Here is a 23251-nt window from a genome sequence, read left to right as displayed (position 1 = left end):
GCGCCGTCGGGCTGATTAATTCTTATGCTGAATCATTTCTGCATTTAAAAAATAAACAAACGTTTAATTCCGATACGAGAATGTTATATTCGAATGCATATGCATAACGTGCAGTTAACCGTTATCACACCTATGGCTTAAACCTGAGTCTTAACCTTTGAGAAATAGCGCAACGCGCTTGCAAAAAGCGTGGCTGTTTCGCCTGCGAACCTGTTGAGCTTCAGGGCAACAGAGAGGAGATGTCGCCTCATGAGCAACACTGCGGTAAATCTGGCGCTAGCCGCCGCTGGCATGGAAAGCACACACCTTCAGGAACGAAAAGACGTAGATGTCCTGCTGATCGGCGCAGGCGTGATGAGTGCTACTTTAGGCACCTGGCTGCAGGATCTCGAGCCAGACTGGTCGATTGAGATGGTCGAGCGGCTGGATGATGTCGCGGTCGAATCCTCTAACGGCTGGAACAATGCCGGCACCGGCCACGCGGCGCTGGCCGAGCTGAACTATACGCCCGAAAGAGCGGATGGCAGCATCGACATTGCTAAAGCGGTGGCGATTAACGAATCCTTCCAGATTTCCCGCCAGTTCTGGGCGTATCACGTACAGAAAGGCAACCTGAGTAATCCACAAAGCTTTATTCACAGCACGCCGCACATGAGTTTTGTCTGGGGCGAGGCCAACGTGGCTTTCCTGCGCAAGCGCTTCCAGGCGCTGCAGAAAAGCACCCTGTTCCGCGGCATGAACTACTCCGAAGATCGTGACCAGATCGCTGAGTGGATTCCGCTGGTGATGAACGGGCGTGACCGCAAGCAGAAAGTGGCCGCCACCTGGACCGACATGGGCACCGACGTTAACTTCGGTGAAGTGACGCGCCAGCTGATTGCCGCGCTGGAGAAGAAAGAGAATTTCCGCCTGCGTCTGCGTCAGGAAGTGCGCGATATCAAGCGCCTGAGCGATGGGCGCTGGCAGGTAAGCCTGCACAACCTCGCCAGCGGTGAGTCGCGGGTGCTGACCGCGCGCCAGCTGTTTATCGGCGCCGGCGGTGCCGCGCTGCCGCTGCTGCAAAAAACCGGCATCCCGGAAGTAAAAGGCTACGCTGGTTTCCCGGTGGGCGGCTCGTTCCTCGTCACGGAAAACCCGGACGTGGTGGCGCAGCACATGGCGAAGGTATACGGCAAAGCCAGCGTGGGCGCACCACCGATGTCGGTACCGCATGTTGATACCCGCGTACTGGATGGCAAGCAGGTGCTGCTGTTTGGCCCGTTTGCGACCTTCTCCACCAAATTCCTCAAGCAGGGCTCGCTGCTGGATATGTTCGGCGCGATGAACAGCAGTAACCTGCTGCCGATGATGCAGGTTGGGCTGAAAAGCTTCGATCTGGTGAAATATCTGGTCGATCAGGTGCTGCAGAGCGATGACGATCGTATGGAAGCGCTGCGCGCTTATGTGCCGCAGGCAAAACAGGAAGACTGGAAGCTGGTCACGGCCGGTCAGCGCGTGCAAATCATCAAAAATGATGAGAAAGAGGGCGGCGTGCTGCGTCTCGGTACCGAAGTGGTCACCTCGGCCGACGGCTCGATCTCTGCGCTGCTGGGCGCGTCACCGGGCGCCTCCACCGCAGCACCGATTATGCTGGAGCTGATGGCGAAAGTGTTCCCGGAGCAGATGCGCTCGCCCGAGTGGCAAACTAAAATCCGCGCGGTAATCCCGTCGTGGGGCCGCAAGCTGAACGGCGACGTGGCGCTGACCGAGAAGGTGCTGGCCGAAACCAGTCGCGTGCTGCAGCTGGATTATGCACCGGTCATCACGCCGGAAGCCGCCAACGACGAAGGCCGTGAAACCGCCCATGTGGTGGGCAAGTAAGCGGCGACGCCTGTCCCTTCAACCGGTAAATACAGACCTGACTGAGGCCGCAATCGCGGCCTCTTTTTTTGATTACGGTGTCGCCCTTTGGATGACGCAATCCCTGACGGTTCAGCCTGGGATTTATTCACCAGGAAGCGCGCGTTTGTTAGCGGCACAATACATTGCACATTGCGCGATAAATCGCGCCGCTACATCAGGGTGCGTCGTACGGCTTCGTTAACTGACCAGCCCCCATATTGTGCCCCTGCTTACCGCGCCATCCAACGCCGTGGCATCAGCTGAATAGCAGCGCGTCATACAGCATCCAGCCGGTGGTCGCCACCAGCGACAGCGCCATTAGCGTGTTGAACGCCTGACGTTTCCACGCAATCTGCAGGTGATGGCGCAGCCGGTCGCCTAGCGCTGCCCAGATTAAAATGCACGGCAGGTTGAGGGCGGCAAAGCCGAGCAGCACCGCCAGCACACCGTTGCTGTTGGCATACATCAGCGCCACGTTGGTGACCATCAGCCAGGCTTTCGGATTCACCGCCTGGAAACACACACCTCCCAGCAAGGTCATCGGACGCGGACGTTCGCGCAGTTGCGGCGCACCGGCGCGGAAGATTTTCCACGACAGCCACAGCAGATAGCTGCATCCCACCACCGTCAGCGGCAACCGCACCGACGCCATCCAGTGCAACAGCAGCTCCAGCGCCACGCTCGCCAGCAGCATCTGCAACGCACAGCCGAGCAGGATGCCAAATAGCATCGGCAGCGTGCGCCGGAAGCCAAAATTGACGCCGGACGTGGCCAGTAACAGATTGTTCGGACCCGGTGTAATCGACATCACCGTAACGTAGCTAAAGAAGGATGGATCGAGCATGGTGCGTTTCCCTGAGAATCAACGAAGCACCATGCTAATGTGCAAATTACGATGGCAACAGAGACACAAAATCACTATTGTGATGGATACAGTTAAGGCAATTTTAAATTGTACCTATCGCGCGCGGAGGCTTTTGTGTCCCTTCCTCTCTCATCCGGCCAGACGCTGTACCAGCAGCTGGCGGACAGCTTTGCCGAATCTATCCATCAGGGCACGCTGAAGCCGGGTAAGCGCCTGCCGGCCATCCGGCGCGTGGCACAGTCGCACCAGGTCAGCATCAATACCGTGCTAAGTGCCTGGCATATTCTTGAAGATCGCGGCCTGATAGAAGCCCGTCCGCAGTCGGGCTACTACGTGCGTGGCGTGCTGCCCGCGGTGACGCGACCGCTCAGGCCGATGAGCGCCAGCGTCAATGACCCCAGCACACAAAAACTGGAACTGATCGAGCAGGTGTTCGCCGCGCAGAATCACCCCGACTACACCAATATTTCGCTGGCCTGCCCGCAGGATAGTGAGCTGTTTCCGGCGGCGAAACTGGGACGCATTACCGCCTCCCTTATTCGCCGCGATAACGACATCATTGGTCGTTATGCGCTTCCGCCGGGTAGTGAGCGCTTACGGGAGGAGATTGCGCGCCGTAGCCTGCACACCGGCCTGAATCTCACTGTCGCGGACATCACCCTGACCCACGGCTGCATGGAAGCGCTGCAGCTGGCGCTGCGTGCGGTGACGAAGCCGGGCGACTGCGTCGGGCTGGAATCGCCGACCTACTTCTTTTTGTTCCCGCTGCTGGCCTCACTCGGGCTGAAGGCGCTGGAAATCCCCACCGATCCGCAAAACGGCCTGTCGCTGGACGCGCTGGAGATGCTGCTGCAGGAGCAGCGCATTCAGGCGCTGATCGCTATGCCGGGCGCGCAGAATCCGCTGGGCTACGTGATGCCGCTGGAGAATAAAAAGCGTCTCGCGAAGTTAGTGAACACTTACCACATTCCGCTGCTGGAGGATGGGCTGTATGACGAATTGCAGTTTGACTGGCCGCTGTCGCCGCCGGTCAAAGCCTTTGACCGCGAAGGCTGGGTGATTTACTGCACCAGCTTCACCAAAACCGTCGCGCCCGATTTTCGCGTGGGCTGGACGGCTGCCGGCCGCTTCCACCCGGCGATTGCGCGGCTGAAAGCGGTATCGTCGATGACCGAATCAAAACTGCTGAGCGAAACGCTGGCCGAATTCCTCGCCAGCGGCGGTTATGATCACCATCTGCGTTCGCTGCGGCGTCGCTATGCCGCCAATCTGGATGCGGCGCGCGGCATCATTGCCCGTCACTTCCCGCAGGGCACGCGCGCTACCCTGCCGCGCGGCGGCTTTGTATTTTGGGTCGAGCTGCCGGGCAAGGTTGACACGGTGGAGATGTTCCATCGCCTGTTGCAGGAGCAGATTTGCGTCACGCCGGGCGCGCTCTATTCACTGAGCGATCGCTATCGCCATGCGCTGCGTCTCTCCTGTTGCTATCCGTTTGATGAGCGTTACACCTGGGCACTGAAACGCACCGGCGCGCTGGCCTGTGAAATCACCGGTATCGCGCCGGGTCAGGATCAGGGCTTACCGTTGCGGCCCCAGGTAGTGTAACCCTCGCGTTCCGTCAGGCGCTCATAATAGGTTTGCACGGCAGGGAAGTCCGGATGGTCGAGCGGGGTTTCAAACCAGCGGTTCACCGCCAGGCCAACCGGAATATCGGCCAGGGTAAAGTTACGGCCCGCGACGTAGCGCCCGGTTTTTTCCAGCTGCTGATTAAGAATACCCATGGTGTGGCTCCAGCCCTTGATGGCGGCAGCCAGCAGGCGCGGATCCTGATGGGCTGGCGAATTGCGCACCAGCGACATAAAAGCATAGCGCCATGAGGTGTTGAGCTCGGTGGCCTGCCAGTCCATCCACTGATCGACCGGCGCACGCGCGCGCGGATTATCCGGGTAGAGCCATTCACCGCCGTTGCTGTTGGCGAGATAGCGCAGAATCGCGTTGGACTCCCACATCACGAAGTCATCTTCGATGATCACCGGCACCATGGCGTTGGGATTGAGCGCCATAAACTGCGGTGAGTGCAACGACTGCGGGTCTTCGCCCCACGGCTCGTGCTCCCAGGCAATATCCAGCTCTGAACAGAGCCACAGCACTTTACGAACGTTGATTGACGAGTTACGGCCCAGAATTTTTAACATAGCGGACTCCGCTGGCAGAATTGTTAATCTATTCATAGTCCTGTTAGACGCCTTAAGCAATCAGCAGGATGTAAATCCGGATTTCAGACAACCTCAATGAGGAAAGGAGCGAACATGCAGGTGGCGTTTAAACAAGTGGATGTGTTCTCCACAGGCGCGTTCAGCGGCAATCCGCTGGCGGTGATTATGGATGCCCGGGGTCTGAGCGACGCACAGCTGGCGGCCATCGCACGCTGGACCAATCTGTCGGAAACCACCTTCGTGCTGCCACCACAGGATGCCACAGCCGACTATCGTGTGCGCATTTTTACGCCCGGCGGCGAACTGCCGTTTGCCGGACACCCCACGCTTGGCACCGCGCATGCCTTGCTGGAAGCCGGCTGGCCCCTGAAAACAGCGGGTAAGATTGTGCAGGAGTGCGGCGTGGGCCTGGTTGAGGTGCAGATTGGCGCTGACGGTACGCTGGCCTTTGCCGCGCCGGACGCCAGCCTGACGCCATTCAGCGATGCGCTGATGAGCAGCGCGCTGCACAGTGACGCGTTCGATCTCAGCCAGACGCCAGCCGTGGCGGATATGGGGATTCGCTGGCTGTTGATTCCGATGAGCAGCGCGCAGGCGGTGCTGGAGGTGGTCACCCAGGCGGACGATTTACTGCGGCTGCAGCAGCATGCGGGCGTGAACGGCATCGCCCTGTTTGGCCCGCTGCCGCAGGACGCAGAGGCGCAGTACGAGGTGCGCGCGCTGCTGGTCGAGAACGGTAGCCTGGTCGAAGATCCGGTCACCGGCAGCGCCAACGCCTGTCTGGCACGCTATCTGGCGGCGCAGGGCCAGCGGCAGGATTACTGCGCACGTCAGGGCAGCGCCATCCAGCGTGCCGGTCGTATTGTGGTGCGTTTTGCCGGTGAGACAATCTGGATCGGCGGGCAAACCCTCACCCTGATTGATGGCACGATTGAGGTGTAAAACGGGCGCTGCTCCGTTCTTTTACACGATCCGGTCGCAGCGCGATGTTTTTACAGTGCCTGACCGCCGGAGGCCTCGATACGCTGGGCGGTAATCCAGCCGGTTTCGTCGCTCAGGATCGCGCTGATGGCATCACCGATATCATCCGGCAGACCAACGCGGCCCAGCGCGGTCACTGAAGCAATATGCGCGTTCAGATCTTTCGTGTCGCGCACGCGACCGCCGCCAAAGTCGGTTTCAATCGCCCCTGGCGCCAGAATGTTGACGCGAATGCGGCGCTCGCCCAGCTCCTTCGCCTGATAGCGCGTCAGCACTTCCATCGCCCCTTTCATGGCGGCGTAAGTACCTGAACCCGGCAGCGTCATGCGCGTCAGGCCACTGGAAATGTTCAGGATGCGTCCACCATCGGCGATCAGCGGCAGCAGTTTCTGCGTCAGGAAATACGGCCCTTTAAAATGCACATTCACCAGCGCATCAAACTCCTCTTCACTGGTTTCGGCCAGCAGCTTGTAATGACCGTGGCCAGCGTTGTTCACTAAATAATCAAAGCTATCGCGCTGCCAGGTCTCGTTCAGCGTTGCTTTGACCCGCGCCGCAAAGTCATCAAACTGTTTACTGTCGCCCACATCCAGCTGCAGCGCCACCGCACGCGCGCCCAGCGCCTCAATCTCCTTCACGACCGCCTGCGCTTCTTCAGCATGACCGCGCCAGGTAAACAGAATATCGACGCCCTTAGCGGCCAGTTTTAGCGCGCCATTCTTGCCCAGACCGCGGTTACCGCCGGTAATCAATGCAATTTTATGAGACATGTTTCGCTCCGGTTGGAAAATTGAACACGGATTAAGGATATTCGCGAATAATTGATCTATAAACGCAGGGGAATACACAGCACTGTTTCACTAACAACAACAATCGGTGAACAACATGGATAAAATTCACGCTATGCAGGTGTTTGTGCGGGTGGCAGAAATGGGCAGTTTTACCCGCGCGGCTGAGAGTCTGGGTTTACCCAAGGGCAGCGTGTCCCGCCAGCTGCAGGCGCTGGAAAACCAGATGGGCACTCGCCTGCTGCACCGTACCACGCGCCGTGTGCATCTCACCCAGGATGGGCTGGTGTATTACGATCGCTGCCTGGATTTGCTGTCGATGCTGGATGATATGGACAGCCTGTTCCAGCACGATCCTGCCACGCTGAGCGGCAAGCTGCGCGTCGATATGTCGGTGGCAATGGCGACCGGTTTTATCCTGCCGCGCCTGCCGGAGTTTTTGCAGCACTATCCGGGCGTGGAGATTGAACTGAGCAGCAGCGATCGCCAGGTTGATGTGATTCGCGAGGGCTTTGACTGCGTGTTGCGCGTTGGCGAACTGAAAGATTCCGGCCTGATTGCGCGAAAAATTGGCTCGCACGCCTTGATCAACTGCGCCAGCCCTGGCTACCTTTCCCGCTTCGGCATGCCGGTGCGGCTGGACGATCTCGGCCAGCACGCCATGGTGCACTATACCCAACAGCTGGGGCAGCCCTCGCCGGGCTTTGAGTACTTTGATGGCAAACAGTGCCACTACGTGCAGACCGGCGGCGTGGTGACGGTAAACAGCACTGAGACCTATCGCGCCGCCTGTATTGCCGGGCTGGGCATTATTCAGGTACCGGCGATTGGCGTGCAGCCGCTGCTGGAATCCGGCCAGCTGGTCGAAGTGCTGCACCACTTCCCGGCCAAACCGATGCCGATTTCCCTGCTCTATCCTCACCGTCGCAACGTGGCGCGCCGCGTGCGGGTGTTTATGGAGTGGCTGAGTCAGGTGCTGCAGGAATACGTGACCTGAACGGGCAGGCTATAATTTTATTTTCGCTGTGAACAGGATGCAGAAGGTCTATGACGGACAAAACCACAAAAGCCTCAGCGGCTGAAGCTAAGCCGCTGATTGATATCAAAACCGGGAACAAAACCGTAGATGGCTCAATCAGGCGCGTCTCACGCTTTGCCGCCTGGTTCCAGGCGATCCCGGCGGTGGCGCACTTTCTGCGCGCGCTGGAACGCTTTAACGATCGCCTCGGCAGCCAGTTTGGCGCGGCGATCACCTATTTTTCGTTCCTTTCGCTGATACCGATTTTGATGGTCTCCTTTGCGGCGGTCGGCTTTGTGCTGGCGTCCAATCAGGACCTGCTTTCTGAGTTGATCAACAAAATCGTTAACAGCATCAGCGACCCGACGCTGGCCACCACGCTGAAAAATACCGTGAATACCGCGATTCAGCAGCGCGCGACCGTGGGCCTGACCGGTTTGCTGCTGGCGCTCTACTCCGGCATTAACTGGATGGGTAACCTGCGCGAAGCGGTGCGCGCCCAGTCGCGTGACGTATGGGAACGCACGCCCGATGACCAGGAAAAGTGGTGGAAGAAGTATCTGCGCGACCTGGTTTCGCTGCTGGGTCTGATGCTGGCGCTGGTGATTACGCTGTCGCTGACCTCGATTGCCGGCGCAGCGCAGGCGGCGATCGTGAATGCGCTGGGGCTGGGCGATATTGAGTGGCTGCGGCCGGCGATGACCATCATCGCGCTGTCGATCTCCATCTTCGCCAACTATCTGCTGTTCCTGTGGATTTTCTGGATCCTGCCGCGCCATAAGCCGCGCAAAAAAGCGCTGCTGCGCGGAACACTGCTGGCGGCGATTGGGTTTGAGGTGATCAAGTTTGTTATGACGCTGACGCTGCCGAAGCTGGCGACGTCGCCCTCCGGTGCCGCCTTTGGATCGGTGCTGGGGCTGATGGCCTTCTTCTACTTTTTCGCGCGTCTGACGCTGTTCTGCGCCGCGTGGATCGCCACCGCAAAATACAAGGATGATCCCGAGATGTCGCAGCCGCATCACTCTGCCTAACGCGACAATTCAGTTACATTTGCCGCAACAGCAAAAAATGTTTCCTGCTGGCTACTAAAGCAGCAAAAACCAGCAGGAAACGCTAAAGGGTCACTTTTATTTGGCCCTTTTGCAGAGAATCACGCCAGAAAAGCCGCGCTTCCCCTTCCCATCCGCCGCCGATTGCCGTAACTCAGAAATTATCCTCTTTTTCGCCGCCAAAGCCCGGTGTGACGCGGTTTTTCGTCATTGAATGCGGCAAAACAGGTGCGTAAGATTCTTTGTTTACATTTACAATTAAGAAACAGTTATGCAAGCCTCCATCTCCGAAACACCCGACCAACCACACGACGGCACACCGGTTAACTCACGCAGTAAAGTGGTAGTTGCCTCGCTGGTTGGCACTGCGATCGAATTCTTCGATTTTTATATCTATGCCACCGCCGCGGTAATCGTTTTTCCGCATATCTTCTTCCCGCAGGGTGATGCTACGGTTGCCACACTGCAGTCGCTGGCCACCTTCGCTATCGCCTTTGTTGCGCGCCCTATTGGCTCCGCGCTGTTTGGTCACTTTGGCGACCGCGTGGGCCGTAAAGCGACACTGGTTGCCTCGCTGCTGACCATGGGCGTCTCTACCGTACTGATCGGCCTGCTGCCGGGTTATCAGACCATTGGCGTGGCGGCACCGCTGCTGCTGGCGCTGGCGCGTTTTGGTCAGGGCCTGGGACTGGGTGGCGAGTGGGGCGGCGCAGCGCTGCTGGCCACCGAGAACGCCCCGGCGAAGAAACGCGCGCTGTACGGCTCGTTCCCGCAGCTGGGCGCACCGATTGGCTTCTTCTTTGCCAACGGCACGTTCCTGCTGCTCTCGTGGCTGCTGACCGATGAGCAGTTCATGAACTGGGGCTGGCGCGTACCGTTTGTGCTTTCTGCGGTGCTGGTGATTATCGGCCTGTATGTGCGCGTATCGCTGCATGAGAGCCCGGTGTTTGCCAAAGTGCAGAAAGAGAAGAAACAGGTGCGGATCCCTATCGGTACGCTGCTGAGCAAGCATATGACGGCGACCATTCTTGGCACGTTTATCATGCTGGCGACCTATACACTTTTCTACATTATGACGGTGTATTCGATGAGCTACGGCACCGCGCCGGCGCCGGTTGGTCTCGGTTATTCGCGCAACAGCTTCCTGTGGATGCTGATGGTGGCGGTCATCGGTTTTGGCGTGATGGTGCCGATTGCCGGCCTGCTGGCGGACCGTTTTGGCCGTCGCAAAACGATGATCACCATTACGCTGATGATCATCGCCTTTGCGCTGATGTTCCCGCTGCTGCTCGGCTCCGGCTCGCAAATTCTGGTGATGGGCTTCCTGCTGCTCGGCCTGAGTATTATGGGTCTGACATTCGGCCCGATGGGCGCGCTGCTGCCAGAACTGTTCCCGACCGAAGTTCGTTATACCGGTGCGTCGTTCTCTTACAACCTGTCGTCAATACTTGGTGCCTCGGTAGCGCCTTATATTGCGACCTGGCTGAATGCGAACTACGGCTTGCAGGCGGTGGGCTTCTATCTGGCCTCCATGGCGGTGCTGACGCTGATCGCGCTGATTGCCTGTAAAGAGACGCGCCACCAGACGCTGTATGAAGCGGTGTGATTGATTGCGTGTTGACAGAACCCGGCTCCGGCCGGGTTTTTTATTGGCGGTGTGGGGATGGTGCGGTGTTTCCCTCACCCCGGCCCTCTCCCGTAAACGGGAGAGGGAGCGTCCGCGCGATGTTGATAGATAAGTGTAGAAACATCAGCCCGCACCAAACGGTTCCCTCTCCCGCCAGCGGGAGAGGGCCAGGGTGAGGGTGAGAGAAACGCTTCTGCCCCCCCAGACACAAGACATAAAAAAACCCCGGCAAGCCGGGGTTTGAGTGTGCTGAAAACTGTGTCTCGCGTGCCTTAACCGGCGACGGCGATGCGTTTCATGTCGGTCATATAGCCACGCAGTTTGCGGCCAACGGCTTCGATTGGATGCTGGCGGATCGCTTCGTTCACGTCGCGCAGCTGCGCGTTATCCACCTGCGTGCCTTCTACCGCTTTGCCCAGGTCGCCAGGCTGCAGCGTGGTCATGAACTCTTTCAGCAGCGGAACGGCTGCGAAGGAGAACAGGTAGTTACCGTATTCTGCGGTATCGGAAATTACCACGTTCATTTCATACAGACGCTTACGGGCGATGGTGTTGGCAATCAGCGGCAGCTCGTGCAGCGATTCATAGTAAGCCGACTCTTCGATGATGCCCGCGTCAACCATGGTTTCGAATGCCAGCTCAACGCCCGCTTTCACCATCGCAACCATGACCACGCCTTTGTCGTAGTACTCCTGCTCGTCGATTTTGCCTTCGAACTGCGGGGCATTTTCGAACGCGGTTTTACCGGTCTCTTCACGCCAGGTCAGCAGGTTTTTGTCGTCGTTCGCCCAGTCAGCCATCATACCGGAAGAGAATTCACCCGAGATGATGTCATCCATGTGCTTCTGGAACAGCGGTGCCATGATGGTTTTCAGCTGCTCAGACAGCGCGTAAGCGCGGATTTTTGCCGGATTAGACAGACGATCCATCATCAGCGTGATGCCGCCGAACTTCAGCGATTCGGTGATGGTTTCCCAGCCGAACTGAATCAGTTTCTCGGTATACGCCGCGTCGTGACCTTCAGCCACCAGCTTGTCGAAGCACAGCAGTGAACCGGCCTGCAGCATACCGCACAGAATGGTCTGCTCGCCCATCAGGTCTGATTTGACTTCTGCCACGAAAGACGATTCCAGCACGCCTGCACGGTCGCCGCCGGTGGCTGCAGCCCAGGCTTTGGCAATCGCCATGCCTTCGCCTTTTGGATCGTTTTCCGGGTGAACAGCGATCAGCGTTGGAACGCCGAAGCCACGTTTGTACTCTTCACGCACTTCGGTACCCGGGCACTTCGGTGCCACCATCACCACGGTGATGTCTTTACGGATGGTCTCGCCCACTTCGACGATGTTGAAACCGTGAGAGTAACCCAGCGCGGCACCGTCTTTCATCAGCGGCTGAACGGCCTGCACAACGGCAGAGTGCTGCTTGTCCGGCGTCAGGTTAACTACCAGATCCGCCTGCGGGATCAGCTCTTCGTAAGTACCCACTTTAAAACCGTTTTCGGTGGCTTTACGGAACGACGCACGCTTCTCAGCGATGGCTTCAGCGCGCAGTGCGTAAGACACATCGAGGCCAGAGTCACGCATGTTCAGACCCTGGTTCAGGCCCTGCGCGCCGCAGCCGACGATGACCACTTTCTTACCTTTCAGGAAGCTAGCGCCATCCGCGAATTCATCGCGCGACATGAAGCGACATTTGCCTAACTGCGCTAACTGATTGCGCAGATTCAATGTGTTGAAGTAGTTAGCCATGGGTACTCCGCTCAGATGTTGTGTTTGCTTTTGTTCAGTAACGGCGCCGGATTTAGCGCCGCGAATGACCCCATCATATGACAGGAAATCTGTTGCTTAAATTGATATATTAACAACGTCACATTGCAGAATTTGCAACATCACGCTGAGGGCAAAACGCGCATGGATTTACGAGACCTGAAACTATTTCTTCACCTGGCGGAAAGCTGCCACTTTGGCCGCACCGCGCGCGCCATGCACGTCAGCCCGTCGACATTATCACGCCAGATTCAGCGGCTGGAAGAGGATGTCGGACACGCGCTGTTCCTGCGCGACAACCGTACCGTGACGCTGACCGAAGCCGGCGAGCGGCTGCGTCAGTTCGCCCAGCAGACCCTGCTGCAGTATCAACAACTGCGCCATGTCATGGACCTGAACGGCCCGTCGCTAAGCGGCGAGCTGCGCCTGTTCTGCTCAGTAACCGCCGCCTACAGCCATCTGCCGCCGATTCTCGACCGCTTTCGCGCGGAGCATCCGCAGGTGGAAATTAAACTCACCACCGGCGACGCCGCCGATGCCATTGAAATGGTGCAGTCCGGCGAAGCGGATCTGGCCATCGCCGGCCGGCCGGAGTCGCTGCCCGCCAGTATCGATTTTACACCGCTGGGTTTGATCCCGCTGGTGCTAATCGCCCCGGCGCTGCCCTGCCCGGTGCGCAGCCAGGCGACGCAGGAACAGCCGGACTGGTCGCAGATTCCCTTTATCCTGCCGGATCAGGGGCCGGCGCGGCGCGGTATTGATGTATGGTTTCGCCGCCACCGCATTGCCAACCCGCAGATTTACGCCACGGTGTCTGGCCATGAGGCGATTGTGTCGATGGTGGCGCTCGGCTGCGGCATCGCGCTGCTGCCGGATGTGGTGCTGGAAAACAGTCCGGAACCGGTGCGCAATCGCGTGCTGACGCTGGAGAATGTCGAGTCGGTGGCGCCGCTGGAGCTTGGCGTATGCGTACAAAAAAAGCGGCTCGGGGAGCCGCTGATTAATGCTTTCTGGCACCTGCTGTAATTTAGCCGGCGAGGAAGAAGCGAAACGCCGGATTGCTGGCCTCGTCGTGCCACTCATAGCCGAGCGCGTTGAGGTGAGTGTCGAAATCCGGCTCTTTGTCGTTGATCTCGAACGCTGCCAGCACGCGACCAAAATCGGTGCCGTGGCTGCGATAGTGGAACAGCGAAATGTTCCAGTGCGCGCCCAGCGTCTGCAGGAACTTCAGCAGCGCGCCCGGTGCTTCCGGGAATTCGAAGCTGAACAGCCGTTCGCGCAGCGGTTTTGACGGGCGTCCGCCCACCATGTAGCGCACATGCAGCTTCGCCATCTCATCGTCCGACAAATCCACCACCTGATAGCCGCCTTCAGCCAGCTGGCTGATGATCTCACTGCGCTCTTCAAGGCCGCGCGTTAAACGCACGCCAACGAAGATGCAGGCATTGTCGGCATCGGCATAACGGTAGTTGAACTCGGTTACCGCGCGGCCGCCCAGCGTCTGGCAGAAACGCAGGAAGCTGCCCTGCTGCTCAGGGATGGTCACCGCCAGCAGTGCTTCACGCTGTTCACCCAGTTCACAGCGCTCGGAGACATAGCGCAGACCGTGGAAGTTAACGTTGGCGCCCGACAGCACGTGCGCCAGCCGCTCGCCTTTGATGTCGTGCTGCTGGATGTACTTCTTCATGCCCGCCAGCGCCAGCGCGCCGGATGGCTCCGCCACCGCACGCACATCCTCGAACAGATCCTTCATCGCCGCGCAGATGGCATCGCTGTCCACGGTGATGATGTCGTCGAGGTATTCTTTGCACAGGCGGAAAGTTTCGCTGCCGATACGCTTGACCGCCACGCCTTCGGCAAACAGCCCGACGCGCGGCAAATCCACCGGCTCGCCGGCATCAAGCGCCGCCTTCAGGCAGGCAGAGTCCTGCGACTCGACCGCGATAACCTTGATTTGCGGCATCAGCTGTTTAATCAGTACCGCCACACCCGCCGCTAAGCCGCCGCCGCCAACCGGCACAAACACGCGATCGAGATGCGCATCCTGCTGCAACAGCTCCATCGCCAGCGTGCCCTGACCGGCAATCACCGCCGGATGATCAAACGGCGGCACGAAGGTGTAACCCTGCTGCTCCGCCAGCTCAAGCGCTTTGGCTTTTGCCTCGTCAAAGTTGGCGCCAAACAGGTAAGCCTCACCGCCAAACGCGCGCACTGCATCAACCTTGATGTCCGCCGTCGCCACTGGCATCACAATCAGTGACTTGATGCCGAGCGTGCTGGCCGAGAGCGCCACGCCCTGCGCGTGGTTGCCCGCCGAAGCAGTAACCACGCCGCGCGCTTTCTGCTCTTCCGTCAGGCCGGCGATCATGGCGTAGGCACCGCGCAGCTTGAAGCTGTGCACCGGCTGGCGATCTTCGCGCTTCACCAGAATGGTGTTGCCAAGACGCGACGAAATTTTTTCCATTTTTTGCAGCGGCGTCACCTGGGCAATTTCGTACACAGGCGCACGCAGCACCGCGCGCAGATACTCCGCGCCATTGGGCGACGCGGAAAGCGGTTGAGACTCAGCCATCAGAGATTAGCCTCCCAGCTTAGACTTATCGCGCACCGCGCCCTTGTCAGCGCTGGTGGCGAGCGATGCATAAGCACGCAGTGCGAAGGAGACCTGACGCACGCGACCGTGCGGCGTATAAGCCGCTTCACCACGCGCTTCCTCTTCTTCACGACGGGCATGCAGTTCGTTATCCGGTACCGCCAGCTTAATGCCGCGATTCGGGATATCGATTTCAATGATGTCGCCATCTTTAACCAGCGCGATGGTGCCGCCGTTCGCTGCTTCCGGTGATGCGTGGCCAATGGAGAGGCCCGAGGTGCCGCCCGAGAAGCGTCCGTCAGTGATCAGCGCACAGCTTTTGCCAAGGCCCATCGATTTCAGATAAGTGGTCGGATAGAGCATTTCCTGCATGCCCGGACCGCCTTTCGGCCCTTCGTAGCGGATCACCACCACGTCACCGGCGACCACTTTGCCGCCGAGAATCGCTTCCACCGCATCGTCCTGGCTTTCATACACTTTTGCCGGACCTTTAAAGGTGAGGATCTCTTTGTCGACGCCGGCGGTTTTCACGATGCAGCCATCTTCCGCCATGTTGCCGTACAGCACTGCCAGACCGCCATCCTGAGAGAACGCGTGTTCGCGCGTACGGATACAGCCCTCCTGGCGATCGTCATCCAGCGTGTCCCAGCGGCAATCCTGTGAGAACGCCTGGGTAGTACGGATGCCCGCCGGGCCGGCGCGGAACATCTTCTTCACCGCTTCGTCTTTGGTCAGCATGATGTCGTACTGATCGAGGGTTTCGCGCAGATTGAGACCCAGCACGTTGCGTACGTCGGTGTGCAGCAGGCCGGCACGATCCAGCTCGCCAAGAATACCGATTACCCCGCCCGCACGGTGCACATCTTCCATATGATATTTCTGTGTGCTCGGCGCTACTTTGCACAGGTGCGGCACTTTACGTGACAGGCGATCGATGTCGGAAATGTTGAAATCGATCTCGCCTTCCTGCGCGGCGGCCAGCAGGTGCAGCACGGTATTGGTGGAACCGCCCATGGCGATATCCAGTGTCATGGCGTTTTCGAACGCAGCTTTGCTGGCGATGTTACGCGGCAGCACGCGCGCATCATCCTGCTCGTAGTACTGTTTGGTCAGGTTAACGATGCGCTTGCCAGCGTTGATGAACAGGTCTTTACGATCGGCGTGGGTTGCCAGCAGCGAGCCGTTGCCTGGCTGCGACAGGCCCAGCGCTTCGGTCAGGCAGTTCATGGAGTTGGCGGTGAACATGCCAGAGCACGAGCCGCAGGTCGGGCAGGCGGAACGCTCAATCTGTTCGCTGTCGGCATCGCTGACGTTCGGGTTCGCACCCTGAATCATCGCGTCCACCAGATCCAGCTTGATGATTTTGTCTGACAGCTTGGTTTTACCGGCTTCCATCGGACCGCCGGAGACAAAGATCACCGGAATGTTGAGGCGCAGCGAGGCCATCAGCATGCCGGGGGTGATTTTGTCGCAGTTGGAGATACACACCATGGCGTCGGCGCAGTGGGCGTTCACCATATATTCCACGGAGTCGGCAATCAGCTCACGTGAAGGCAGTGAATACAGCATGCCGCCATGACCCATGGCGATACCGTCATCCACCGCGATGGTGTTGAACTCTTTGGCTACACCACCCGCGGCTTCGATTTGCTCAGCGACCAGCTTGCCAAGATCGCGCAGGTGCACGTGACCCGGTACGAATTGGGTGAAGGAGTTGACCACGGCGATAATCGGTTTACCGAAATCGTCGTCGGTCATTCCGGTGGCGCGCCACAGGGCACGGGCACCCGCCATGTTACGACCATGGGTGGTGGTGGCGGAACGGTACTTAGGCATGCTCTATTTACTCCAGTCTGAAAAATGACGCGGGCGCTGCTGCACCCGCGTTACTGTCTTGTTATGGATTCACCTGATCCAGCCAGCCGTACTTGTCTTCGGTTTCGCCGGTGAACAGGCCAAAGAACGCCTGCTGGATTTTGGTGGTCACCGGGCCACGTTTGCCCTCACCCACCTGGATGCCGTCCACGCTGCGTACCGGCGTGATTTCTGCGGCAGTACCGGACATGAACACTTCATCCGCCAGGTACAGTGATTCGCGAGACAGCACCTGCTCGCGCACTTCGATACCAAGATCCTTCGCCAGCTTGATGATTGCGTCGCGGGTGATGCCCGGCAGCGCTGAAGAGGTGAACGGCGGGGTGAACAGGATGCCGTCTTTCACTTCAAACAGGTTTTCGCCAGCACCTTCGGAGATATAACCCTGGGTATCCAGCGCGATACCTTCCTGATAGCCGTGGCGGCGCGCTTCACTGCCAACCAGCAGGGAAGAGAGATAGTTACCGCCCGCTTTCGCCGCGGTTGGCAGGGTGTTTGGCGCCACGCGATTCCAGGAGGAAACCATGGCGTTGATGCCCTGCTCCAGCGCTTCGGCACCCAGATAAGCCCCCCACGGGAACGCAGCGATGATTACATCGGTGGTGAAGCCGTCTGGCGGGTTAACGCCGAGACCCACGTCGCCGACAAAGGCCAGCGGACGAATGTAGGCGCTCTTCAGTTTATTGACGCGGATGACTTCGCGGCACGCTTCCATCAACTCATCCACGCTGGCTTTGATCGGGAAACGGTAAATTTTGGCGGAGTCGTGCAGACGCTGCATGTGTTCACGGTGACGGAACACCACCGGACCTTTGTGTGAGTCGTAGCAGCGAACGCCTTCGAACACAGAGGTGCCGTAATGCAGTGCGTGAGACATAACGCTAACCTTAGCGTCTTCCCACTTAACCATCTCTCCATTGAACCAGATAAAGTCTGCTTTCTTCGTACTCATTGTTATTTCCTTTGGCGACTAGGCGCGGATTTGTTGTGTTGTCTGTTGCTGGATCTCGACACAGGCGACATCCATAAGTTTGCTTAACTGCGAAGACAGTAAATCGACAGAGCGCTGGCTGGCAACGGTCATTTCGATATTAATGTTCTCCGCATTGACGGCGGACGCCATATTCATCGCGCAGACCTGGAAGCCACGGTGACGCACGACGCGCAAAATGCGCTCCAATATTTCAGGGCGAAAGCGGGCTTCGATAGACAATTGATGCTGGTTCATACGGTTTTCTCCATCATGTTTGCGTTGCTGGCACCCGGCGGTACCAGTGGCCAGACGTTTTCATGCTCATCAATCGCAACATGCAGGAAGTAAGGACCTTCACTGTTCAGCAGAGCATCAATCGCGGCGTCGACCTGATCTTTACGGCTAATGCGCTGGCCCGGAATATCAAAGGCGCTGGCCAGCGTGAGGAAATCGGGGTTATCGGTGAGGATGGTTTCGCTGTAGCGACCATCAAAGAACAGCTGCTGCCACTGGCGAACCATGCCAAGACGCTGGTTATCCAGCAGCAGGATTTTTACCGGCAGCTGCTTACGCTTGATGGTGCCCAGCTCCTGAATATTCATCATGATTGAGCCGTCGCCGGACACGCAGACAACGGTGTCATCCGGACGGGCAACCTGCGCGCCCACCGCAGCCGGCAGTCCAAAGCCCATAGTGCCCAGACCGCTGGAGGTGATGAAGTTTTCCGGCGCGCTGAAGCGCATGTGCTGCGCCGCCCACATCTGGTGCTGGCCAACGTCGGTGGTTACCACCGCGCTGTCAGGTTTACGATCTGACAATTGCTTCAGCAGCAGCGGCGCGTAGATCGCCTCGCCGGGATGGTCGTAACGCCACGCGAACTCCGCGTTCATCGCTTTAACTTCAGTACGCCAGCCGTCGATCTGCAGCGGCATGCTCAGCGCCGGCAACACCTGGTTGAGATCGCCCTGGAGCGAAACGTGAGCGCGACGCAGTTTGTTCAATTCCGCCGGATCGATATCGATATGAATGACGCTGGCGTGCGGCGCGAAGGTATCCAGCTTACCGGTGACGCGGTCGTCGAATCGTGCGCCGACGGCAATCAGCAAATCACAGGATTGCACCGCCAGATTGGCCGCTTTGGTGCCGTGCATGCCGAGCATACCGAGATAGAGATCGCTGCTGGCTTCGGCGCTGCCCAGCCCTTTCAGGGTAGAAACCATCGGGATGCCGGTCTCCTGCGCCATAGCCCGCAGCGCCGGGACGGCCTGCGCCATGCCGACACCGCCGCCGATATACAGCATCGGTTTTTGCGCCTGCGCCATCAGCGCGCGCGCTTCGGCAATGTGCTGCGGTGAGTGGCTCAGTGCCTCTTCAACCGGCAGCAGGTGCGGCGTCAGGTCACCGCTGGCAATCTGAATATCTTTGGGAATGTCGACCAGCACGGGTCCCGGACGGCCGGACTGCGCGATGGCGAAAGCTTCCGCCATCACCGAGGGTAAATCATCCAGCGATTCAACGAGGAAGCTGTGTTTAGTACAGGCTAATGACAGGCCAAGAACGTCGATCTCCTGAAAGGCGTCGGTACCGATAAACGCTGAAGACACCTGCCCGGTGATGGCGACAACCGGAACGGAATCCATCATCGCATCGGCCAGCCCGGTGATCAGGTTGGTGGCGCCCGGTCCGGAAGTCGCAATGCAAACCCCGGTTTTGCCGGTCGCACGCGCATAACCGATCGCTGCCATCACCGCACCTTGTTCATGACGACACAGTAGATGTTCCACGCCGCCATCGTAGAGCGCATCGTACACTGGCATGATTGCTCCGCCAGGATAACCAAACACTGTGTCGACACCCTGCGCGCGTAAAGCCTGAACTACCCACTGTGCACCTGTCATGGTTATTCTCCTGTATTCCTGCTGGAACAACAGAATTTTATGCTACTGCTCATAATCTGTTCCTCGCTGATTCGCTGATATTTCGTCTGGTCGAAAAAAAACCCCCGGACCTTACGGTGCGGGGGTTTTTCGAATTCCAGGCTTGATTTTTAAGCCTTTCTTTCTCCAAGCGTAGCCCCGCACGGTGGGTTAATAATCACCACCACGCTAATCACGACTAGGCTAATCACTTGTAGAAGGGCTTTCATGTGTCGTCTGTTTTTTCGTTAGTTCGAAGTAATACCTACAGAGTTACCATAGTTAGCAGGGGATTTACAATAATTTTCATCGGAAAATTTTATGACGCGCGCAGCTGACGCGCGTTATCGCTTTGTAAGTAAAAGGTTATTCGCATTTGTGATAATTATTCATTACGCCCGCGACGCAACCGTTATTTTGCTTTTGCGATCTGGCTGCGAAAATTAATGAACAGGATGAAAAGCGCAGCGATTTTCCTGAATACCGCTTCGGGATGATAGTTTTAGCGATCGCCGTGTGGATTTTTTTCAGCAAGGATAAAGGCAACAAGGAGCGGTTATGTCTTTATCGAAAGTATTAACACGCGCGGCGCTCGGAGTGCAGGCTCCACTGGTGACGATTGAAGTGCATATCAGCAATGGTCTGCCAGCATTGACGCTGGTAGGTCTGCCGGAAACCACCGTCAAAGAAGCCCGCGAACGCGTGCGCAGCGCCATTATCAATAGCGGTTTCACCTTTCCGGCGAAGCGCGTCACCATTAATCTCGCGCCAGCAGATTTACCTAAAGAGGGTGGGCGCTACGACCTGCCGATCGCTATCGCCATTCTCGCGGCCTCAGAGCAGCTGCCAGGCGATAAGCTGGCCCATTATGAGTTCTTGGGTGAGCTGGCGCTAAACGGCGCGCTGTGTGGCGTTCAGGCCGCGATTCCTGCTGCCATGGCGGCACTGCAGGCCGGGCGTCAGATGGTCTTAGCGGAGCAGAATCAACAGGATGTCGGCCTGATACAACAGGGTGAAACGCTGGTGGGCAAGCATCTGGTGGAGATCTGCGCTTTCCTGCATAACCAGACGGCGCTGACGGTCGCCCACTACCAGCCTGAAACGGTGCCGCACGAGCAGCAGGACCTGAGCGATATTATTGGCCAGCAGCAGGGACGGCGCGCGCTGGAAATTACCGCCGCCGGTGGCCATAACCTGTTGCTGCTGGGCCCGCCCGGCACCGGTAAGACCATGCTGGCAACCCGATTGCCCGGCATTATGCCGCCGCTGGACGACCAGGAAGCGCTGGAGTGCGCCGCAATTGCCAGCCTGGTCAGCAGCGGTACGCGACATCATCAGTGGCGTAAACGGCCGTTCAGAGCGCCTCATCACAGCGCATCGCTGTATGCGCTGGTCGGCGGAGGATCACTGCCGCGGCCGGGTGAAATTTCGCTGGCGCACAACGGGGTGCTGTTTCTTGATGAACTGCCCGAGTTTGAGCGCAAAGCGCTGGATGCGTTACGCGAGCCGATTGAGTCCGGTGAAATCGCCATTTCCCGTTCCCGCGCCAAAGTCACTTTCCCTGCGCGCTTTCAGCTGATTGGTGCAATGAATCCCAGCCCGACGGGCCATTATCAGGGGAATCATAATCGCTGCACGCCGCAGCAGGTGCTGCGCTATCTCAGCCGGCTGTCTGGTCCGTTTCTGGATCGCTTCGACCTGTCGCTGGAGATTCCGCTGCTACCGGGCGGCTCGCTCAGCCAGAAGCAGCAGCACAGCGAAACCAGCGCGCAGGTGCGCGCCCGCGTCCTGGCCGCCCGGGCGATACAGATGGCACGCGCGGGCAAAGTGAATGCGCAGCTGTCGAATCCGGAGATCGCCCGTGATTGTGTGTTACAGCAGCAGGACGCGGAATGGCTGGAGGAGATCCTGAATGCACTGGGATTATCGGTGCGTGCATGGCAGCGCATCTTAAAGGTGGCGAGAACCATCGCAGATTTAGCGGGTGAACGGCAGATTACGCGTCAGCATCTGCAGGAGGCGGTGGGATATCGCAGTATCGATCGTTTACTGATTTACCTGCATAAAAGCCTGGAATGACAACGGGGCTGAAATCAGCCCCGTCATGTTAATCGTCGCTATCGCTGAAGTCTTCCACCGTGTCCATCTGCGGTTTACCGCCGGACAAGGTATGAAAACGTTTCGGACGCTTGATACGTGCAGTGTATTTTGACCAGACACGTTCAGCCTCAGTCTGCGGCTCACGCAGACCACGACAGACTTCAATAAACAGACGCTCTTCTTCGGTCTCCGGATCGCGCTTAGCGAGATCCAGTTCGTTGAAAGCGTATCCGTGGCGTTCCAGAAGCTGAGCTTCTTTAATGGTGAAGTCACCATGACGCGAAAAACCACGAGGGTAATGTTTGTTATCAAAGAAACGATTAGTTGTTGCGAAGCTGTCCGCCATCTTACACGCTCCTGATTCTCATATGGCCGTGCTATTTATGGCGCGGAGTATTAGATAGGCTTGACAGAGTGTAAAACAAAACATTTAAATCAGTACGACAAACATTTTTTGGGAGAATGCTGTGGATACGGAATTACTGAAAACTTTCCTCGAAGTGAGCAGAACGCGTCATTTCGGGCGTGCTGCTGAAGCGCTTTACCTCACGCAATCTGCCGTTAGTTTTCGCATCCGTCAGCTGGAAAATCAGCTGGGCGTTAATCTTTTTACCCGTCACCGCAATAATATCCGGCTGACTTCAGCAGGCGAGCGCTTATTGCCCTACGCTGAAAGCCTGATGAGTACCTGGCTGATGGCAAAGAAGGAGGTTTCGCATACCCAGCAGCACCATGAGCTATCAATCGGTGCCAGTGCATCGCTCTGGGAAGCGTATCTTACGCCCTGGCTGCAGACGCTATACGAGAACCGGGAGAGCCTGCATCTGGAAGCACGTATTGCTCAGCGCCATTTGCTGGTCAAGCAGTTACATGAGCGTCAGCTCGATTTGCTGATCACCACCGAAGCGCCAAAAATGGATGAACTCACCAGTCAGCAGATCGGTCATATTTCACTCGCGCTCTTTCGCGCACGCAAAACTGAAAAGCGTGAAAAATATGATTACATCAAACTCGAGTGGGGCGCGGATTTCCATCAGCATGAAAGTTATCTTTCCAGTGATGACGTACCGGTATTAACTACCACTTCAGCACATGTGACCCGCGAATTGCTGCATACCACGGGAGCCTGCGCTTTTTTACCTGATTTCTGGCACGGCATTTATAGCGATTTGATGGTTATTCCAGACACACCCGTCGCAGTGCGACCGTTATATGCGGTATGGCTGCAGAATAGCGATCAACAGGCACACATTCGTCAGCTGCTTAAATATCCGGTCCTGACTCACTGAAGCAATAATTGAGGGAGTTTGAGTGGAAGAAATGAAACTCAGGCTCTTGCCTGTGCCGAATTTCAGGCAAAAAAAATCCTTTGCCGAAGCAAAGGATTATTTTCTGGCAGGGGCGGAGGGACTCGAACCCCCAACACCCGGTTTTGGAGACCGGTGCTCTACCAATTGAACTACGCCCCTAATTAGGGTGGCGGAACGGACGGGGCTCGAACCCGCGACCCCCTGCGTGACAGGCAGGTATTCTAACCAACTGAACTACCGCTCCACCGATTCTGTACTGATATCAGACCGTCGCTGATTTCAGGTGTTTCGCC

At 57.8% G+C, this 23251-nt stretch carries 20 protein-coding genes and 2 tRNA genes; 9 read left to right on the top strand and 13 right to left on the bottom strand.

All coding sequences use genetic code 11. The features are described 5' to 3' along the window. Nucleotides 1-249: 249 nt before the first annotated feature. Entirely contained in the window at nucleotides 250-1860 is a 1611-nt protein-coding gene (mqo, locus tag F3I21_RS19830) for a malate dehydrogenase (quinone) (RefSeq protein ID WP_021507903.1), read from the top strand. A gap of 277 nt (nucleotides 1861-2137) precedes the next feature. On the opposite strand, the gene F3I21_RS19825 is transcribed toward mqo, so the two are convergent. Continuing rightward, complete coding sequence (locus tag F3I21_RS19825) at nucleotides 2138-2725, bottom strand: LysE family translocator (RefSeq protein ID WP_150059606.1); 588 nt, start codon at nucleotides 2723-2725, stop codon at nucleotides 2138-2140. 135 nt (nucleotides 2726-2860) lie between these two features. On the opposite strand from F3I21_RS19825, the gene F3I21_RS19820 reads away from it, so the two are divergent. Beyond that, on the top strand, nucleotides 2861-4351 hold the full coding sequence (locus tag F3I21_RS19820; RefSeq protein ID WP_150059605.1) for a PLP-dependent aminotransferase family protein: 1491 nt from the start codon (nucleotides 2861-2863) through the stop codon (nucleotides 4349-4351). Here F3I21_RS19820 and F3I21_RS19815 read toward each other — a convergent pair. Beyond that, nucleotides 4318-4941, bottom strand: a complete 624-nt coding sequence (locus tag F3I21_RS19815) for a glutathione S-transferase family protein (RefSeq protein ID WP_021507906.1) — start codon at nucleotides 4939-4941, stop codon at nucleotides 4318-4320. The genes F3I21_RS19820 and F3I21_RS19815 overlap by 34 nt on opposite strands. 114 nt (nucleotides 4942-5055) lie before the next feature. On the opposite strand from F3I21_RS19815, the gene F3I21_RS19810 reads away from it, so the two are divergent. After that, entirely contained in the window at nucleotides 5056-5904 is an 849-nt protein-coding gene (locus tag F3I21_RS19810; RefSeq protein ID WP_141496785.1) for a PhzF family phenazine biosynthesis protein, read from the top strand. Between the two features lie 50 nt (nucleotides 5905-5954). Here the strand turns inward: F3I21_RS19810 and F3I21_RS19805 are convergent, their stop codons facing one another. Next, a complete protein-coding gene (locus F3I21_RS19805; RefSeq protein WP_021507908.1) occupies nucleotides 5955-6713 on the bottom strand; it encodes an SDR family NAD(P)-dependent oxidoreductase in 759 nt (252 codons plus the stop codon). A gap of 115 nt (nucleotides 6714-6828) precedes the next feature. On the opposite strand from F3I21_RS19805, the gene F3I21_RS19800 reads away from it, so the two are divergent. The 3 genes from F3I21_RS19800 (at nucleotide 6829) to F3I21_RS19790 (ending at nucleotide 10404) form a co-directional block, all read left to right on the top strand. Next, a complete protein-coding gene (locus F3I21_RS19800; RefSeq protein ID WP_031279769.1) occupies nucleotides 6829-7728 on the top strand; it encodes a LysR family transcriptional regulator in 900 nt (299 codons plus the stop codon). Nucleotides 7729-7778: 50 nt separating this feature from the next. Further along, the gene (gene yhjD / locus F3I21_RS19795; RefSeq protein WP_058759376.1) at nucleotides 7779-8780 is read left to right on the top strand and encodes an inner membrane protein YhjD; all 1002 of its coding nucleotides are present in this window, start codon (nucleotides 7779-7781) and stop codon (nucleotides 8778-8780) included. A gap of 289 nt (nucleotides 8781-9069) precedes the next feature. Then, nucleotides 9070-10404, top strand: a complete 1335-nt coding sequence (locus F3I21_RS19790; RefSeq protein ID WP_021507911.1) for an MFS transporter — start codon at nucleotides 9070-9072, stop codon at nucleotides 10402-10404. 293 nt (nucleotides 10405-10697) lie between these two features. On the opposite strand, the gene ilvC is transcribed toward F3I21_RS19790, so the two are convergent. Further along, the gene (gene ilvC, locus F3I21_RS19785; RefSeq protein ID WP_021507912.1) at nucleotides 10698-12173 is read right to left on the bottom strand and encodes a ketol-acid reductoisomerase; all 1476 of its coding nucleotides are present in this window, start codon (nucleotides 12171-12173) and stop codon (nucleotides 10698-10700) included. Nucleotides 12174-12335: 162 nt separating this feature from the next. Here ilvC and ilvY point away from each other — a divergent pair, with 162 nt between their 5' ends. After that, complete coding sequence (gene ilvY, locus F3I21_RS19780) at nucleotides 12336-13217, top strand: HTH-type transcriptional activator IlvY (RefSeq protein ID WP_058759908.1); 882 nt, start codon at nucleotides 12336-12338, stop codon at nucleotides 13215-13217. Between the two features lies 1 nt (nucleotide 13218). On the opposite strand, the gene ilvA is transcribed toward ilvY, so the two are convergent. The 6 genes from ilvA to ilvL all read right to left on the bottom strand — a co-directional run bounded on the left by ilvA (nucleotide 13219) and on the right by ilvL (nucleotide 19778). After that, a complete protein-coding gene (gene ilvA / locus F3I21_RS19775; protein ID WP_150059604.1) occupies nucleotides 13219-14763 on the bottom strand; it encodes a threonine ammonia-lyase, biosynthetic in 1545 nt (514 codons plus the stop codon). Nucleotides 14764-14769: 6 nt separating this feature from the next. Then, nucleotides 14770-16620 carry a dihydroxy-acid dehydratase gene (gene ilvD, locus F3I21_RS19770; RefSeq protein ID WP_021507915.1) on the bottom strand — a complete coding sequence of 617 codons (1851 nt, stop codon included), beginning with the start codon at nucleotides 16618-16620 and terminating at the stop codon, nucleotides 14770-14772. Between the two features lie 61 nt (nucleotides 16621-16681). Continuing rightward, nucleotides 16682-17611 carry a branched-chain amino acid transaminase gene (locus F3I21_RS19765; protein WP_021507916.1) on the bottom strand — a complete coding sequence of 310 codons (930 nt, stop codon included), beginning with the start codon at nucleotides 17609-17611 and terminating at the stop codon, nucleotides 16682-16684. Nucleotides 17612-17629: 18 nt separating this feature from the next. Next, entirely contained in the window at nucleotides 17630-17887 is a 258-nt protein-coding gene (gene ilvM / locus F3I21_RS19760; protein ID WP_008106624.1) for an acetolactate synthase 2 small subunit, read from the bottom strand. Further along, nucleotides 17884-19530, bottom strand: a complete 1647-nt coding sequence (gene ilvG / locus F3I21_RS19755; protein ID WP_150059603.1) for an acetolactate synthase 2 catalytic subunit — start codon at nucleotides 19528-19530, stop codon at nucleotides 17884-17886. The genes ilvM and ilvG overlap by 4 nt, the downstream gene beginning before the upstream one ends. A gap of 149 nt (nucleotides 19531-19679) precedes the next feature. Further along, complete coding sequence (ilvL, locus tag F3I21_RS19750; protein ID WP_071813600.1) at nucleotides 19680-19778, bottom strand: ilv operon leader peptide; 99 nt, start codon at nucleotides 19776-19778, stop codon at nucleotides 19680-19682. 328 nt (nucleotides 19779-20106) lie between these two features. Between ilvL and F3I21_RS19745 the strand changes: the two genes are divergently transcribed. After that, complete coding sequence (locus tag F3I21_RS19745) at nucleotides 20107-21627, top strand: YifB family Mg chelatase-like AAA ATPase (protein ID WP_150059602.1); 1521 nt, start codon at nucleotides 20107-20109, stop codon at nucleotides 21625-21627. Nucleotides 21628-21655: 28 nt separating this feature from the next. Here the strand turns inward: F3I21_RS19745 and F3I21_RS19740 are convergent, their stop codons facing one another. After that, nucleotides 21656-21994 (bottom strand): DUF413 domain-containing protein, encoded by a 339-nt coding sequence (locus tag F3I21_RS19740; RefSeq protein WP_021507919.1) that lies wholly within the window; start codon nucleotides 21992-21994, stop codon nucleotides 21656-21658. 121 nt (nucleotides 21995-22115) lie between these two features. Between F3I21_RS19740 and hdfR the strand changes: the two genes are divergently transcribed. Continuing rightward, on the top strand, nucleotides 22116-22937 hold the full coding sequence (gene hdfR / locus F3I21_RS19735) for an HTH-type transcriptional regulator HdfR (protein WP_031279770.1): 822 nt from the start codon (nucleotides 22116-22118) through the stop codon (nucleotides 22935-22937). Between the two features lie 104 nt (nucleotides 22938-23041). Here hdfR and F3I21_RS19730 read toward each other — a convergent pair. Beyond that, nucleotides 23042-23117: transfer RNA gene (locus F3I21_RS19730), tRNA-Trp, on the bottom strand. An 8-nt stretch (nucleotides 23118-23125) separates the two neighbouring features. Beyond that, nucleotides 23126-23202, bottom strand: a tRNA-Asp gene (locus tag F3I21_RS19725). Nucleotides 23203-23251 lie beyond the last annotated feature (49 nt).

The sequence above is a fragment of the Pantoea sp. B_9 genome (assembly GCF_008632015.1).
GTDB lineage: Bacteria > Pseudomonadota > Gammaproteobacteria > Enterobacterales > Enterobacteriaceae > Pantoea > Pantoea dispersa.
The sequence above is the reverse complement of the archived record's forward strand: the minus strand, read 5'-3'. Positions and strand labels throughout refer to the sequence as shown.

Coding starts and splice junctions, on each gene's coding strand:
- F3I21_RS19740 (WP_021507919.1), bottom strand. CDS start 21,994: ATGGCGGACAGCTTCGCAACAACTAATCGTTTCTTTGATAACAAACAT.
- mqo (WP_021507903.1), top strand. CDS start 250: ATGAGCAACACTGCGGTAAATCTGGCGCTAGCCGCCGCTGGCATGGAA.
- F3I21_RS19800 (WP_031279769.1), top strand. CDS start 6,829: ATGGATAAAATTCACGCTATGCAGGTGTTTGTGCGGGTGGCAGAAATG.
- F3I21_RS19765 (WP_021507916.1), bottom strand. CDS start 17,611: ATGAGTACGAAGAAAGCAGACTTTATCTGGTTCAATGGAGAGATGGTT.
- F3I21_RS19745 (WP_150059602.1), top strand. CDS start 20,107: ATGTCTTTATCGAAAGTATTAACACGCGCGGCGCTCGGAGTGCAGGCT.
- ilvD (WP_021507915.1), bottom strand. CDS start 16,620: ATGCCTAAGTACCGTTCCGCCACCACCACCCATGGTCGTAACATGGCG.
- F3I21_RS19790 (WP_021507911.1), top strand. CDS start 9,070: ATGCAAGCCTCCATCTCCGAAACACCCGACCAACCACACGACGGCACA.
- ilvL (WP_071813600.1), bottom strand. CDS start 19,778: ATGAAAGCCCTTCTACAAGTGATTAGCCTAGTCGTGATTAGCGTGGTG.
- ilvC (WP_021507912.1), bottom strand. CDS start 12,173: ATGGCTAACTACTTCAACACATTGAATCTGCGCAATCAGTTAGCGCAG.
- yhjD (WP_058759376.1), top strand. CDS start 7,779: ATGACGGACAAAACCACAAAAGCCTCAGCGGCTGAAGCTAAGCCGCTG.
- ilvA (WP_150059604.1), bottom strand. CDS start 14,763: ATGGCTGAGTCTCAACCGCTTTCCGCGTCGCCCAATGGCGCGGAGTAT.
- F3I21_RS19805 (WP_021507908.1), bottom strand. CDS start 6,713: ATGTCTCATAAAATTGCATTGATTACCGGCGGTAACCGCGGTCTGGGC.
- ilvM (WP_008106624.1), bottom strand. CDS start 17,887: ATGAACCAGCATCAATTGTCTATCGAAGCCCGCTTTCGCCCTGAAATA.
- F3I21_RS19825 (WP_150059606.1), bottom strand. CDS start 2,725: ATGCTCGATCCATCCTTCTTTAGCTACGTTACGGTGATGTCGATTACA.
- ilvG (WP_150059603.1), bottom strand. CDS start 19,530: ATGACAGGTGCACAGTGGGTAGTTCAGGCTTTACGCGCGCAGGGTGTC.
- F3I21_RS19810 (WP_141496785.1), top strand. CDS start 5,056: ATGCAGGTGGCGTTTAAACAAGTGGATGTGTTCTCCACAGGCGCGTTC.
- F3I21_RS19815 (WP_021507906.1), bottom strand. CDS start 4,941: ATGTTAAAAATTCTGGGCCGTAACTCGTCAATCAACGTTCGTAAAGTG.
- ilvY (WP_058759908.1), top strand. CDS start 12,336: ATGGATTTACGAGACCTGAAACTATTTCTTCACCTGGCGGAAAGCTGC.